The following is a 15335-nucleotide window of genomic DNA, read 5'->3' as shown; positions in this document are numbered from 1 at the left end:
ACTTCGTAATGTTAGTTGTTAATTTATTTGGTTAGTTCAGGCTCGTCAAGATGGCTTTCATTAACTTTGTCATTTATTTCCTGCACTATTGAATCTATAAATTCCTGTAAGTCATTACTGCTATAATAAGACGCATTGTCTATCTGAAGTCGGTTGTAGACAGAGAGCATCTTATTGTATTTTACCATACTCAGCGGATTGTGTGATCGAAGATTGCGTCCACGATAGTCATTAGGTTCTTCCATCCTGTCCACCAGGTAAGTCATCATATGGTAATACATTTCGTTGTTATCATCAAATCCTTCAAATTCCAGGCTTGCCAGGTCAAGTACTTCCTGCTCTGACAGAGGTAAATTCCGTATCGACTCATTAATTCTTTTATACATAGCGAGGATGGACTCCACGTCGTTGTATACTGTTATTGGAATTTCTTCGTATAGTGTATCAAACACTTTCGGGTATAGTCCCGTATATCCTTTCTGTAGTATTTCAATTTTATTTGATAGCTGCTCCTGCTGTTCTTCATTTTCAACAATTGATAGCAATTTAAACTGATTAATCAGCATCAGTCGCTGTTCCAGCGTGAGGGAAGTTGGTATCATATTTTATGTGGTAATATTAATCAGGTTAAATTAACGTAGCAATATAATATGAATTCTTAACCTACTGACACAAAACTTTATCTCCATGTTGTGGCTTGATAGAGGTTGTTCTATATTTGTATCATATTTCTTCAGCTTATACTGTCGTTTAGGATATAATTAACTGCCTTACCTAGTTTTACAATAGTCAGAATTCGGATTTTAGAAGTTCACGATTATATAAATTTCCGATGAAAAGTAATAATAAAATACTTAACGATTATGAGATATTCGGATCTTCCGAGAAGGGTAATGCGGAGATTGATAAGCGGGCAGAGAAGCTGCTTTCCGAAAAGGAAACGGAAGGAAATCTAAGACTTTTCGCAAAACGGATTGGATCCGACTGGAAAGCAACAGGCTCAAGTGAATCCTCCCGCTTACTGTCATTTAGTGATTTTGAAAAAGCAATTGCGCACAGGAAACAGGATATAGCGAAGTTTCTTGAAAATGATCGAAATGCCCGTAGAAAGGATCAATAGGCTATTCAACGGGAGTTGTTTAGTAATTGTAGTGATCTCCCCACCAGTGTTGTAGCTTTTTCCGTATCTCTTCTTCCCTCGCGTTCATGCCAGGTTCAAAAAATCTGGTGCCAGTTAATTCCCCCGGTAAGAACTCCTGTTTCGCAAAATTGCCCTCATAAGCATGTGAATACTTGTACTCTTTGCCATAGCCAATTTGCTTCATCAGCTTGGTAGGAGCATTACGCAGATGTAGCGGAACGGGAAGGTGTGCTGTGTTTTTGGCAATCTCAATAGCTTCTCCAATTGCCATATAGCTTGCATTGCTTTTAGGTGAAGTCGCCAGGTATATGGCAACCTGAGATAAAATGATACGGCATTCGGGGTAACCAACCACGTTCACTGCCTGCATGCAAGCATTAGCCATAATCATGGCCGTTGGATTTGCATTACCTATATCTTCTGATGCCATGATCAACATTCTTCTGGCGATGAAGGAGGGATCCTCCCCGGCGACGATCATGCGTGCCATCCAATACACCGCTCCATTCGGATCACTGCCTCTCAACGATTTTATGAAAGCTGAGATAATGTCGTAATGTTGTTCTCCGGATTTGTCATAGCGTGCTATATTCTGCTGTGCAACTTCTGTTACCCATTCATCGCTGATTTCAATCTCGGTTACATCTCCCTTTGCCAACACAACCAATTCCAGCAAATTCAATAATTTCCTTCCATCACCTCCCGAAAGCCTGAATAATGCGTCATAGGAAGAAAACGTTATTTTTTTACCAGACAGCCAACTGTCCTTAACGAGTGCCCGGTCAATAATTTCCTTTAATTCATCTTGCCCAAATGCTTCCAGAATATATACCTGGCATCGGCTTAGTAACGCTGAATTTATTTCGAATGACGGATTCTCCGTTGTAGCTCCAATCAGTGTTACCTGTCCTTTTTCAACAGCTCCGAGCAGCGCATCCTGCTGACTTTTGTTATACCGGTGGATTTCATCAATAAAGAGGATAGGAGGAAATAAACCGGATGGTCTCGAAAGAATTTCCCTGAGATCTTTTACTCCGGAACTGATCGCACTCAGATTATGAAATTGTCTTTTGGTAACCTCAGCCAACAATAGTGCCAGTGTCGTTTTTCCAACTCCCGGAGGACCCCATAAAATCATGGAAGGAATGGTATTTTGCATGATAGCTCTGCGCAGGGGTCCATTGGGTCCCAGCAGTTTATCCTGTCCCACATAATCATCCAGATTTCTCGGTCGGAGGCGTTCCGCAAGTGGTGTGTTCACCATAGTTATTGGCAAAAAACTGATTTCGTTTTAATATACCATAGATAACAAAAAACGCGTGGCATAGTTCGCCACGCGTTTTTTATATGTCTGTTGCATTATATGTCAGAAAGTTAGTCTTTCCAAAGTCATTTGCTTCTTCAAATTACCCAAAGCACCAAACACAAGATTATATACCGATTGGATATTAATCTTCATCAGATCGGCGATCTCGTGGTTGTTAAGATTCATATAGAATTTAAGAAAAATAGCTTCGCGTTGACGACGGGGAAGCCCGTTAATGGCTACATTCAAATGCTGATTGGTAGAATCGAATTCCTCTTCCGATATCATGTGATTCTCGTGAGAAGGGGTATTGATATGCCAGTATTCAACAGGAATATCCTCGTTGCTGGTATGTTTCTGCTGTGCATTAAGGTGGCGAACAAGCTTTCTTTTAATAGAGGCCATCAGGTAGAACCTCACCGACGTCGTGTCACCCAAAGTAGCCCGGTTTTTCCATAACTCTACGAACAAGTCGTGAATGCAATCTTTAATCAGGGGTTTGTCAATTGTAAATTGTGAGCAATACTGGTAAAGAATATGCACATATGACTTGTACAGACATGCATAAGCATTTTCGTCGCCCTTTCTGAACTGATCCCAGAAGGAAAGCTCTTCTTCTTGTTTGTAGCGTAGGTGAGCCATTTTTGTTAAGGTTAGGAATTAACTGAGGTTAGGAATTATAAAATAAGGGTCATTTATACACTTGTAAATATATTTATAAAAAAACACATTATAAAAATATTTACAGATAAAATTACATCTGATAACTTAATCTTACTATTCTACTCATTTTACTAGTGTTATAAGGTTCGGGATATAAATTCAAACTTATCGCCATCAAATAACCCTTTGTCACTGAGTTTTAAGGATGGAATTACGAGAAGTGCCATAAACGACAAGGTCATGTACGGCGACTGTAAAGTAGATTGGAGCGTATTTTTCACAAACCAGTCCATTTTTGTGTATTCTTCTGCAACCAGATAGCCGTTACTGTCACTCATGAGTCCGGCAATAGGGAGTTCAAGGACCATTTTTTCGCCGTTCCCTACTGCAGAAATGCCGCCTTTGGCGTCAATCAGAAAATTAACTGCTTCGGCTATACTGTCATCGTCGCAACCGACCACTATGATATTGTGTGAGTCATGTGCTACTGTAGATGCCATTGCTCCGGATTTCAGCCCGAAATTTCGGATGAAGGCAATTTCAGGAGCGCTATCCCTATATCGGTTTACTACTGCAATTTTTAAAATGTCACGATCTGTGTCTGCCACGATCAATCCATCCTTCGATGGAATATGTTCTGTCAGCTGGTTGGTAATCAACTGTCCTTCCAATGCTTCTATGATCCGTAATTGTGACGCATTTTCAGATGCTTTACACTGAAAGTCTATTGCATTTTTTCTTTCGCAATTGAACTGATTGACATGAGGGCTTCGAAGATTAGGGATTAGAGAGGTGCCGTTTTCAGCTACAAGTTCACCGTCGAGCCATGTTTGTATAATATCAAAGTCATCGAGATTATTCACAACGATGAAGTCTGCGGCGTCCCCCTGCCGTAGCAGACCTACCGGTAAATTATAATGTGTGATTGGATTTAAACTTGCCGCTCTGAGCACATCCCATAACGAATGACCCTGTTCCAACGCTCTTTTTACGAGCAGATTAATATGCCCTAAAACAAGTGAATCGGGATGTTTATCATCGGAGCAGAACATGATTTGCTCCGGAAACTCACTAAGTAGAGGTATAAGTGCTTCAAAGTTTCTGGCTGCACTTCCTTCCCGTATTAATATTTTTACTCCGTATTCGATTTTTTCCCGGGCTTCTGCATAGGTGAAGCACTCATGATCAGTGCTGAGCCCTGCCTGAGCATAGGCTGCAGCCTGCTTTCCGCGTAGTCCCGGGGCATGTCCGTCGGCTGGCTTGTTATAATGCCGGGCCCAGGCAATCTTTGCGAGCATGTCAGGATCGCCGCTCAGTACGCCGGGAAAGTTCATGACCTCGGCCAGATACCCAATGTCATCACTTGCCAGCAGCTGGCGTACATCTTCTGCGTTAATTGTTGCACCGGCTGTTTCGAAAACGGTGGCAGGGACGCAGGATGGGGCACCAAAGCAAAACTTAAATGGAACGCGCTTTCCGTCGGCGATCATATAATGTACGCCTTCTATTCCAAGTACATTTGCGATTTCGTGAGGGTCGGAAACGGTAGCGACCGTACCGTGAACTACAGCCATACGTCCAAATTGTGATGGAGTCAGCATGGAGCTTTCTACATGAACGTGTGCATCTACGAAGCCTGGTAGTGCGTAGAACAATGTATGATTTTCAGGTCCGACAATGGAAATGTCAGCAATCTTCCCCTCTATTGTGATCAGCTCTGCTTCCCTGATTGATTGTTCGAATATATTTACAAGATTAACGCGCATCAATAGTTTGGTTTAATACAAGTTGGTTGCTACACAACCTGTTAAAGCTATACATTTTGATTTAAGAATGTTTAATCCTGCTTTCTATATTCCTCTTATTTACCTACTTCCAATATTCCTTTCCAACGTCAGAATACCAGCTACCTAAAAAGGGTAAATAATTATTTGTAAAGTACAATAATTGGTTTTGTTTATACTTTAATTATCTGAGCATGTTTTACAACTATTCTAGCATTTTGAAGAATAAATAATCTATGTGATGTAAAACTATTTTTTTAATAAATAGAAATAATTTTCTCGTACTATGATCGATATTCTTTTTGGTACCGTAATGGGCTATTGCCGGTCTGATTTTTAAAGTGCTTATTGAAATTTGCAAAATTATTGAACCCACTGTCGTAACAAACCTGGGCTACGCTTAGCTTGCCTTCTCTTAATAATTTGCATGCGTAACCAATACGCAGTTCCAGTAGAAATTGCGAATAGGTCTTGCGGCTCCTGCTTTTAAAATACCTGCAAAATGAATTTGGACTTATATTGGCAACTTCTGCGATCTCCTCAATACTAATTTTTTGTTGAAAATTGGCCAGTGAGTATTGGTATATCTGGTTAATCCGGTCCGTGTCATGAGCATCAAATTCCTGTGGATAATCCGAAGCAGAAAGTTCAGCGGCATCGGGGTTTTGCGAAAGTGTTTGCAGGATATTAAGCAGTGCTATCACTGGGTTGCTTTCCTTCTCATCCAGAAGATCCTGTAAAATGCTTTTGACTACCTCATTTTCAGATCCTGTGAGCTTCATGCCTTTTCTGGCACGTGATAGTAATTCGCGTATCGCTTTGTTTTCCGGAAGCTCCAGAAACGAACCAAAAATACTTTCTGAGAAATGTAGAACTGTAGCCTGTGCATACAAATTAGTATCGCCCTGGAAGTATTTTTCATCACATCTCCAGTAATGCGGCAGGTTAGGACCAATCAATATAAGATCTCCACTTTGAAAATTCTGGATATTATCTCCCACAAACTGAGTACCGGACCCTTGCTCTATATGAACCAGTTCCAGTTCGGGGTGGTAATGCCAACGGTTATAAAAGTAAAGTACCACATCACGGCGTATGCTGAAAGACTGTTGCAGAGCCTTATGAACTTTTAATAGCTGAGGTTTCACTGTTAAAAAAACACGTTATGAAGCTGTGAAAGTATTAAGATGCCAATATAGTTGAAAAAAATGCTATTATTGTAAAATTATGTAGTTCAGGAAAACTATTCATTTGTATTCAATTTCACCAGGAGCAATGTATTTCAATTTTGGTAACTTTTTCCTTCTGATTCCGAATGCCCTGATATGGTTGACCTACCCGAAAGTATTTCAATCTTATTTTTAATTTGAATAGTAATTTTGGGCACTGAACTGTTTTTAAAGCTCAATTCGGAAATAAACAGGAATTATTACACCAAAAAATCACTATGGCGTCGAATCTTTTAAAAATCCATCCATCTGACAATGTTATTGTTGCGTTGCGCGATCTGCCTGCAGGGGACATTGCACAATGGAATGGTGAGCAGTTCAATCTTGCTTATGGCGTTTCTGCAAAACACAAATTTGTTACGGAGGATATAGAAACAGGTGGAGCTGTCATTATGTATGGGGTTTTAGTTGGAAGGGCAACACAGCCAATCAAAAAAGGCGAGCCTATTACGACCTTCAATCTTAAACATGATGCGCACGATTACAGTACATCAAAAAGACAACCTTATACCTATATACAACCGGATGTAAGCAAGTGGGAGGGACGTACCTTTAATGGTTACCACCGTGCAGACGGTAGGGTTGGTACCTATAATTACTGGTTGGTAGTTCCTCTGGTATTCTGTGAAAACAGAAATGTCATGATTATGAAGGATGCATTTGAGCGTGAGTTGGGATATGCCCAAACTGACATTTATCGCGACCATGTGCGGGATTTTCTGAATCTGTACAAAGCAGGTGATATCAATGCTATTCGTACTCTTCAGAGCTCAGGGGAGCAACAGGCAGTGGTGGACCGTAAACCGGATCGCCCGTTTCAGAATGTGGATGGTGTCAAATTCCTGACGCACGAAGGCGGTTGCGGAGGTACACGCTTTGATGCCAATACACTTTGTTCGTTGTTTGCATCCTATGCGGTTCATCCTAACGTAGCCGGTATTACAGTATTAAGCCTTGGGTGCCAGAATTCGGAGTTGAAAACACTGGAAGATGAGATCAATAAGAGAGATGCTAATTTCAATAAGCCATTTTTCGCGTTCGAACATCAAAAGGGGACTGAGTATTCACTGATGTCGGGGGCGATCAAGGAAACTTTTATAGGGCTTACTGAGATCAATAAATTTGAAAGAGAATCTGCACCTCTATCCAAACTTTCTGTAGGATTGAAGTGCGGAGGGTCGGATGGATTCTCTGGCATATCAGCCAATCCCGTATTAGGGCACCTGTCGGATATAGTAGTCGGATTGGGCGGGCAAACACTTCTGGCTGAGTTTCCCGAATTGAACGGCGTGGAGCAGGAGTTGATAAATAGATGTGTTACAGAGGAAAAAGCGGCAAAGTTTGAGAAATTAATGCGCGACTATGCTGGAAAAGCTGAGGCAGTTGGATCTGCATTTGCATTTAATCCATCTCCTGGTAACATTAAAGACGGTCTGATCACAGATGCGATCAAATCTGCAGGAGCTGCGAAAAAAGGAGGAAATGCATATGTATCAGATGTGCTGAACTATACAGAGCGCGCCACTGAATCGGGTTTGCACTTGGTTTGTACACCAGGAAATGATGTGGAGGCAACCACAGGACAGAGTGCTGCAGGTGCCAACGTAATTTTGTTTACAACTGGTTTGGGTACGCCAACAGGAAATCCGATTTGTCCGGTAGCCAAAGTGGCGACTAACTCTGTGTTAGCGAAACGTATGCCTGACGTAATCGACTTTGATTGTGGTCCTGTTGTAGATGGAACTCAGTCTATTGAACAGAATGCAGAGCACCTTTTGGAATATGTAATTAAGGTTGCCAGCGGTGAGCTAACCAAAGCGCAGCGACTGGGCCAGGATGATTTCATTCCGTGGAAAAGGGGAGTTTCTTTATAGTGCATTGGGCAGAGGGGTTTGAGCATGGAGGTAAGGCATTGAGCAGAGGGTGTGGGGAAGGTTTTTGAGTAAAGAATAAATTGAAAAACCTTTTCCGTATATAACTAGCTTCAGTTGAAGCTGGAGGATTTTTAAAATTAGGATCATGTTTGATTTAACCGGAAAAGTTGCTCTGGTAACAGGAGGAGCAAGCGGCATTGGATTAGCAATTACAAGAACCTTTGTCAGGCAAGGCGCTCATGTCCATATTCTTGAACTCAATTTTGAACTTGCTAAGCAGGTTGCTGATGAGATCAGAAATGAGGGTGGATTGGCTGATGCGCATGCTGTCGACATGTCGAAGCAGGCCGAAGTAGTGAGTCTTATTGATCGCATCGCTTCAACACAAAAGGTTGATATTATTGTGAATAACGCTGGAATTGCACACGTAGGCAAAGCAGATACTACCCAGGAAGCGGATTTCGATCGTTTGCTAAGTGTAAATGTGAAAGGTGTCTACAATTGTCTTTTTGCCGCTATACCACATCTCAAAAAAGGGGGTGGGGGTGTGATCCTGAATATGGTTTCCATTGCAGCTACTGTAGGCATACCTGATCGATTTGCCTATTCTACGACGAAAGGTGCGGTTTATTCGATGACACTTTCGGTAGCCAAAGATTATCTGGCTGATAACATCCGTTGCAACAGTATATCTCCGGCGCGTGTACATACACCGTTTGTAGATGGATTTATCTCTAAAAACTATCCCGGACAAGAAGCCGAAATGTTTGAGAAACTATCCAGGACTCAACCCATTGGCCGTATGGCAAAACCTGATGAGATTGGTGCACTGGCACTGTACTTGTGTTCGGACGAAGCCGGATTCGTTACTGGCTGCGACTATCTGATTGACGGTGGATTTGAGAAATTGAACAATTAAGAGCTATGCGCAGTAGGCTTTCGGCCAATGGAACTGCTGGAGTCTTTATTCGAGAAACTAAGATATCACAACATAGTCGTGCAATGGTGTGAACAGCCGAGTGCTGATAGCCGATAGCCGACTGCAAACCTAAAACCATGAAACTATTTCGATTTGGTGCTTTTGAGCAGGAGAAGGCAGGTGTTGAACTTGCAGATGGGACTAAAATAGATGTCTCTGCCTTTGGCGAAGACTATAACGAGAAATTTTTCGCAACCGATGGTGTAAAGCGTTTAGAAGAATGGCTGAAAACAAATGCTGATTCTGCTCCAAGAGTAGAAGAAGGTTTCCGGTTCGGATCGTGTATTGCACGTCCTTCGAAAATTGTGTGTATCGGTATGAACTATGCCAAACATGCTTATGAGTCGGGTGCAACTGAATTACCAAAAGAACCGATCATTTTCTTCAAAGCTACTTCGGCACTTTGCGGTCCGAATGACAACGTAATTATTCCAAGAAATTCTGAAAAGACGGACTGGGAAGTGGAGCTGGCTGTAATCATTGGCAAAAAGGCGAGTTATGTAGAGGAGGCAGATGCGCTGAATTATGTAGCTGGTTACGCAGTTCATAACGATTACTCCGAAAGAGCTTATCAGTTGGAGCGTGGCGGACAATGGGTAAAAGGAAAGAGCAATGATACATTTGCCCCTCTTGGGCCTTATTTTGTACCTGCTTCGCAAGTAGCAGATGCCAACAATCTGGATCTCTGGCTGAGCCTGAATGGAGAAAAAATTCAGGATAGCAATACTTCGGATATGATTTTCCATATTCCTTTCCTGGTAAGTTATCTAAGCCAGTTCATGACTTTGCTTCCTGGTGATATGATTACAACTGGTACTCCTGCCGGGGTAGGTCTTGGAATGAAACCTCAGGTATATCTAAAGGCAGGTGACGTTGTAGAGCTGGGAATTGAGGGGTTGGGGCAGCAGAAACAGGAAGCCGTGTCGTGGACGCCGGTAGCGTAAATCTGGAAATGGTCAAAGGCCATGAATGGTCGTTTGTTGTCATGAATGGTCAGGAAGTAGTCAGGTTGTAATTTGAAGTTTATGACTAAGAATGACAACTCCTGACAACCTTTGACAAAAAATGACAACACCAGACTACTTCTGACAACAAATATTAATACCTGACTATTTGAAATATGAAAATCGATTCTCATCAGCATTTTTGGATTTTCGATCCGATCAGAGATTCCTGGATTACTCCGGAAATGGAAACGATACGGCGGGACTTTCTACCTGCTGATCTGAAACCTGTTTTGGATAAAAATAAGGTAGATGGCTGTGTAGCCGTGCAGGCAGATCAGTCTGAAGCGGAAACGGAATTTCTGATACACCTGGCCGAGGCAAATGATTTTATAAAAGGTGTAGTTGGCTGGGTTGATCTGGGATCCGATGACATTTACGATAAACTGGAAGTATACTCACAATTTGAATTGCTGAAGGGTTTTCGACATGTTGTACAGGCAGAGCCGGAGGGCTTTCTGGAACAGCAAACATTTATCAATGGGGTTGGACAACTGGCTGCATTCGATTTTACGTATGACATTCTTGTCTATCCACATCAGCTGAAAGAAGCTTATACTTTTGCCGCTCAACTGCCTAACGTAAGGTTTGTCCTGGATCATATTGCAAAGCCTTTCATCAAAAAAGGTGAAATTGAACCATGGAATAAAGATATCAAGGCGCTTGCAGAATTGCCTAACGTGAGCTGTAAAGTATCCGGAATGGTTACGGAGGCAGACTGGTACAAATGGCAGAAATCTGATTTTGTTCCTTATTTGGATGTAGTATTTGACTCTTTCGGAAGCAAACGAACCATGTTTGGTTCTGACTGGCCGGTGTGTATGTTGGCAGGTGAATACGAAAATATGATGTCAGTGCTTACCACATATCTTTCTGCATTCACCGCTACTGAGCAGGCAGATGTCCTGGGAGGAAATGCAGTTAGATTCTATAATCTGGAATAGAGCTTTGGTTAAAAGTGAGATTATGAGAACAATTTTTTTCTGACTGATGGCAGAAAACGCAACTTCTAAGGTTGCTCAGCAAATGAAAAATATGCATATTGATGATAATATTTAAAGCATATGATTTGTTAGAACCTATTTGATTAAGCGTATTGAAGAAATTAGTATTAATAACCATTCTGTTTTGTAGCGCTTACGTTTTGTTGGCTTCTCAGCCTCGTAGGACAGTGGAAATGAAAATAATGAGTTTTAATATTCGTCATGGATTAGGTATGGATGAGGAGTCGAATATGATGGATATATTGAGAATAATCAAGGAAAATAAACCGGATTTGGTAGCGCTTCAAGCTGTTGACAGTCTGATTAATAACGGAAAAACACAGTTCCAGCTTAGACAACTTGCAGCTCAAACCGGTATGTATTTTACTTATGGGGCTGCTGAACATTCAGAAAACGGTAGTCAGGGAGTTGGAATTTTATCGGCATGGCCGTTGGAAAAATCACAAACGATTGCTTTACCGTCCACTCCGGGGGCCGACCCGAAGATATTGCATTGCGGATTGATCCGTCATTCAAGAAATCTGACTTTGCGTTTCTGTAATTCCCGACTTGAATATGCGTCAGTAATGGACAGAGCATTACAGTCGGCTTATATTAATCAAATGCTTCAGGGGAGTATTCAGCCCGTTGTGTTAGGTATGGATATGGGCGCAAGACCCAATGAGCAACCGTACTTTTCATTTCGTCAGAAGTGGCAGGATGCAGCTCAGGGATCGCAACTTGAGACCTGGAATGAAGGACTGCCCGGCGACAGGCTCGATTATATTTTTGTATTGCTGAATAATAGAGTGCGTGTGAAAGACTATAAGGTAATCAGAAATTATCCGAAAGCCTCAGATCACTATCCAATCATTGCAACTGTTGAATTCTGGTAAAATGACATATTCTCATTTAAAAGTTGGCTTATTCATCCCTTGTTATGTGGATCAGTTTTATCCTCAGGTTGCGATTGCAACACTGGAGCTGTTAGAGAAGCTGGGATGTAAGGTAGGTTTTCCTCTCAACCAGACTTGCTGCGGTCAACCGATGGCTAACTCCGGATTTGAACACCTTACAAACGGATGTAATACATTGTTTATGGACTCTTTCGGTGAATTTGACTACATCGTTTCGCCATCGGGAAGCTGTGTATTGCATATTAAAGACCATTTGAAAGTGGAAGGAAAGCCGGCAGAATCTAAAGAGATTAGAAAAAAGGTGTATGAACTGGTGGAATTCATTACGGATATTTTGAAGATAGATTTCATTCAGGCTGATTTTCCGCATCGCGTGGGTTTACATCAGGGATGTCATGGCCAGCGTGGTCTTCATCTGGCGCAGATGTCAGAACTGAATGCTGAACCATTTTCAAAACCAGAAACGCTTTTGCGAAATGTAAAAGGTTTGGAGCTGGTGGAACTGGATCGTAAGGATGAATGCTGTGGCTTTGGAGGAACGTTTTGTGTAAGCGAAGAAGCCGTTTCCGTGAAAATGGGCAAGGACCGTGTGGCGGACCACATCAGACATGATGCGGAATATATCACCGGGTCAGACATGAGCTGTCTGATGCATCTGGAAGGTATTTTGAAAAGGAAAAACTCTGAAGTTCGTGTGAAGCATATCGCTGAAATTTTAAATAATGCTTTACCGACAGTTGTGTAAAATAAATGCCGACATCATAAAGAATGCCGGCACTACAAAGTTTCGGAAGTTCAGAATCTGAGAAGAACCGCTAGTTTAGTTGATTGAAGAAACCACGCGGCTCGTCTTGGTCAAAATATCAAACGTCTGGGCATGCTTCTCTTTTCCGTCTGTAATCTCGAAAGTATAGCTACCGTCAAGAAGAGTGGAAAGATCGAAGTATTTCAGATAATTGGTTTCAGTACGTCTTGTTTCTGAAAACAATACATTTTTGTTTGTATCCAGGATACGTACCAGTACTGCGTTTGACTGTGGTGTATTATATAGAACTCTGAATTGCATAGGTTTAACTTCCAATATGCTTAGCTTTTTGTCAGCTGAAGCAGTTGTTTCAGAAGTATTGATTGCCTGAGCATTGCTATCGAATGAAGAGGCTGAAAAAAGCAAGCCGGTCAGGGCTGCTGCAAGGATGATGGTTTTTGTTTTCATAGGAGTTGTGATGTTTATGTGTCTAAGAAAAGTTAAAATAAACTTTTTTCAGACTCCGATGCCCCGATCGAAAATCTTTGTATGTCAAAATTATAACATATTGCTTTACAATAAAATAGCTTTTAGGTGTCAATTTGAAAGTTGTTTGTTAAACAAATTCTAAACTTTGAATAGTGCAGTGAATGTGAATAGTGCAATTCAAGTTCTTTAAATAATACTATTATCTAATTGTTAAGAAGAGTATGTCAAACGTAACCATGGACCATGCAGGGGCTTCAGATGTTTTCAACGCTGACGAACCATATGTAAACTGGCATGACGAAACCCTATGGTTTGTTCGTCATAAAAGAGACAAATCCTCCAAAATGCTGCCGGAATGGGAGGATTTGAGAGAAACAGCCTCGTCTATCAAACATTATGTACTTTCTCATCTTGACACTTTGCTGGAATCTTTTGAGGCAAAAGCCAAAGAAAACGGAGTGCAGGTACATTGGGCATCCAGTGCAGCAGAACATAATGAAATTGTATTAGGACTACTTCGCAAGCATAAGATTGAAAAAATGGTCAAAAGTAAATCCATGTTGACGGAAGAATGTCACATGAATGAGTTTTTGATCAAAAACGGTATTGAGGTCATTGATACAGATTTGGGTGAGCGTATTGTACAGCTTCGGAATGAGCCTCCGAGTCATATTGTACTTCCTGCAATCCATTTGAAGAAGCAGGATATTGGTGATTTGTTTCACGAGCATCTTGGTACAGAAGCGGGTGCAACCGATCCGCAGTATTTGACGGAAGCAGCGCGCCAGCATCTACGGGATAAGTTTCTGACCAGACGCGCAGCGCTTACTGGCGTCAACTTTGCTATTGCTGAAACGGGAGGGTTTGTCGTTAGTACAAATGAAGGCAATGCAGACATGGGTGCACATCTTGCTGATATACATATTGCTTCCATGGGGTTTGAAAAAATTATTCCCCGTCAGGAGCACTTGGGCGTATTTTTACGACTTTTGGCCAGAAGCGCCACGGGTCAGCCTATTACAACTTATTCAAGTCATTTTAAGAAGCCCCGCGAAGGGCAGGAGATGCATATTGTTATTGTTGATAATGGCAGAAGTACGCAACTCGGGCGTGAAGATTTTCGGAATTCACTTAAATGCATCCGTTGCGGTGCCTGCATGAATACCTGTCCGGTTTATCGCCGGAGTGGCGGCCATAGCTATCATAATGCTGTAGCTGGCCCCATCGGTTCTATTCTTGCACCGAATCTTGACATGTCAAAAAACGCAGATTTACCATTTGCCAGCACACTATGCGGCAGTTGCTCGAATGTATGTCCTGTTAAAATTGATATCCATGACCAGCTTTACAAATGGAGACAAGTGCTGGTAAAGGCAGGGCATGTACCTGGTGGTAAGAAAGCGGGCATTAAGGCCATGTCGGCTGTACTATCGCAGCCCAGGTTCTATCAATGGTCAGGACGAATTGGTCGTTCTGTAATGCGGTCGGTTCCTTTTATGGTAAACAATGGGCTTAATCCCTGGTATAAACAGCGTGATATGCCCGAGCCACCCAAGGAAAGTTTCCGCGATTGGTATGTTAAAAATCGTAAATAGGCAAGTAGTTGTCAAATGAACAGTATGAGCGCAAGAGAGAAAATACTCCAGCTAATAAAAGCAAATAAGCCTGAGGCTACACAACTACCTGAAAATTGCAGATTTGATAGTAATTTTTCAGATCCGGAAGTTAAATTTACAGAGTCTCTGGCGGCAGTATATACAGAAGTCTTTGTCGTCTCCGGAACTGATGAACTCAGTTATAAGATAAGGGAAATGTACGATGGAGTCGTAAACCGGGCCACCACCATCCCTGAGCTTGCCGATTGGGCGGATTTTAGTTTGAATGTTTCAGATCCTCACGAGCTGGAGACAATTGAAGTAGCCATTTTGCAGGCTGAATTTGGAGTAGCAGAAAACGGAGCGATCTGGATTTCTGACAAAAACCTGCCGCATCGTGTACTGCCTTTCATTACGCAAAATCTTGCTTTCGTCATTCCAAGGAACAGCATTGTTGGCAATATGCATGATGCATACCAGGTATTAAGCGATACTACTGGCTGGGGCTGCTTTATATCCGGCCCTTCCAAAACAGCTGATATTGAACAATCATTGGTGATTGGAGCGCATGGAGCCAGGAGCCTGGTTGTTTTTCTGGTTGATGGTATCTAAATAACTGGTCTTAT

The 15335-nt window shown here is 41.9% G+C and carries 15 protein-coding genes; 9 read left to right on the top strand and 6 right to left on the bottom strand.

Annotated features, from left to right (window positions below; all coding sequences use genetic code 11):
- Nucleotides 1-23 precede the first annotated feature (23 nt).
- Nucleotides 24-602, bottom strand: a complete 579-nt coding sequence (locus tag AC1XUE_RS05430; protein WP_483354918.1) for a YfbU family protein — start codon at nucleotides 600-602, stop codon at nucleotides 24-26.
- 230 nt (nucleotides 603-832) lie between these two features.
- On the opposite strand from AC1XUE_RS05430, the gene AC1XUE_RS05425 reads away from it, so the two are divergent.
- Nucleotides 833-1120 (top strand): hypothetical protein, encoded by a 288-nt coding sequence (locus AC1XUE_RS05425; protein WP_483354917.1) that lies wholly within the window; start codon nucleotides 833-835, stop codon nucleotides 1118-1120.
- A gap of 19 nt (nucleotides 1121-1139) precedes the next feature.
- Here AC1XUE_RS05425 and AC1XUE_RS05420 read toward each other — a convergent pair whose 3' ends face one another.
- The 4 genes from AC1XUE_RS05420 to AC1XUE_RS05405 form a co-directional block, all read right to left on the bottom strand.
- The gene (locus tag AC1XUE_RS05420; RefSeq protein ID WP_483354916.1) at nucleotides 1140-2405 is read right to left on the bottom strand and encodes a replication-associated recombination protein A; all 1266 of its coding nucleotides are present in this window, start codon (nucleotides 2403-2405) and stop codon (nucleotides 1140-1142) included.
- 102 nt (nucleotides 2406-2507) lie between these two features.
- Nucleotides 2508-3089, bottom strand: a complete 582-nt coding sequence (locus tag AC1XUE_RS05415) for an RNA polymerase sigma factor (RefSeq protein ID WP_483354915.1) — start codon at nucleotides 3087-3089, stop codon at nucleotides 2508-2510.
- Nucleotides 3090-3247: 158 nt separating this feature from the next.
- Nucleotides 3248-4876 carry an adenine deaminase gene (gene ade, locus AC1XUE_RS05410; protein WP_483354914.1) on the bottom strand — a complete coding sequence of 543 codons (1629 nt, stop codon included), beginning with the start codon at nucleotides 4874-4876 and terminating at the stop codon, nucleotides 3248-3250.
- 302 nt (nucleotides 4877-5178) lie between these two features.
- Nucleotides 5179-6042 (bottom strand): AraC family transcriptional regulator, encoded by an 864-nt coding sequence (locus tag AC1XUE_RS05405; protein ID WP_483354913.1) that lies wholly within the window; start codon nucleotides 6040-6042, stop codon nucleotides 5179-5181.
- Nucleotides 6043-6341: 299 nt separating this feature from the next.
- On the opposite strand from AC1XUE_RS05405, the gene AC1XUE_RS05400 reads away from it, so the two are divergent.
- The 6 genes from AC1XUE_RS05400 to AC1XUE_RS05375 all read left to right on the top strand — a co-directional run bounded on the left by AC1XUE_RS05400 (nucleotide 6342) and on the right by AC1XUE_RS05375 (nucleotide 12625).
- Nucleotides 6342-7997: a UxaA family hydrolase gene (locus AC1XUE_RS05400; protein ID WP_483354912.1), complete on the top strand. Its 1656-nt coding sequence runs from the start codon at nucleotides 6342-6344 to the stop codon at nucleotides 7995-7997.
- Between the two features lie 145 nt (nucleotides 7998-8142).
- Nucleotides 8143-8916 carry an SDR family NAD(P)-dependent oxidoreductase gene (locus AC1XUE_RS05395; RefSeq protein WP_483354911.1) on the top strand — a complete coding sequence of 258 codons (774 nt, stop codon included), beginning with the start codon at nucleotides 8143-8145 and terminating at the stop codon, nucleotides 8914-8916.
- Nucleotides 8917-9053: 137 nt separating this feature from the next.
- A complete protein-coding gene (locus tag AC1XUE_RS05390; RefSeq protein ID WP_483354910.1) occupies nucleotides 9054-9920 on the top strand; it encodes a fumarylacetoacetate hydrolase family protein in 867 nt (288 codons plus the stop codon).
- A gap of 176 nt (nucleotides 9921-10096) precedes the next feature.
- A complete protein-coding gene (locus AC1XUE_RS05385; RefSeq protein WP_483354909.1) occupies nucleotides 10097-10924 on the top strand; it encodes an amidohydrolase family protein in 828 nt (275 codons plus the stop codon).
- A 242-nt stretch (nucleotides 10925-11166) separates the two neighbouring features.
- Nucleotides 11167-11859: an endonuclease/exonuclease/phosphatase family protein gene (locus AC1XUE_RS05380; protein ID WP_483354908.1), complete on the top strand. Its 693-nt coding sequence runs from the start codon at nucleotides 11167-11169 to the stop codon at nucleotides 11857-11859.
- A 1-nt stretch (nucleotide 11860) separates the two neighbouring features.
- Nucleotides 11861-12625, top strand: a complete 765-nt coding sequence (locus tag AC1XUE_RS05375; protein WP_483354907.1) for a (Fe-S)-binding protein — start codon at nucleotides 11861-11863, stop codon at nucleotides 12623-12625.
- 75 nt (nucleotides 12626-12700) lie between these two features.
- Here the strand turns inward: AC1XUE_RS05375 and AC1XUE_RS05370 are convergent, their stop codons facing one another.
- Entirely contained in the window at nucleotides 12701-13093 is a 393-nt protein-coding gene (locus AC1XUE_RS05370; protein WP_483354906.1) for a hypothetical protein, read from the bottom strand.
- A 242-nt stretch (nucleotides 13094-13335) separates the two neighbouring features.
- Between AC1XUE_RS05370 and AC1XUE_RS05365 the strand changes: the two genes are divergently transcribed.
- Nucleotides 13336-14709, top strand: coding sequence for a lactate utilization protein B (locus tag AC1XUE_RS05365; protein WP_483354905.1), 1374 nt, complete (start codon nucleotides 13336-13338; stop codon nucleotides 14707-14709).
- Between the two features lie 24 nt (nucleotides 14710-14733).
- Nucleotides 14734-15321 (top strand): LutC/YkgG family protein, encoded by a 588-nt coding sequence (locus AC1XUE_RS05360; RefSeq protein ID WP_483354904.1) that lies wholly within the window; start codon nucleotides 14734-14736, stop codon nucleotides 15319-15321.
- The last annotated feature ends 14 nt before the right edge of the window (nucleotides 15322-15335 follow it).

Source organism: Dyadobacter sp. HNCC25DJ187 (assembly GCF_056895255.1).
This window is presented reverse-complemented; position numbering and strand designations above follow the sequence as displayed.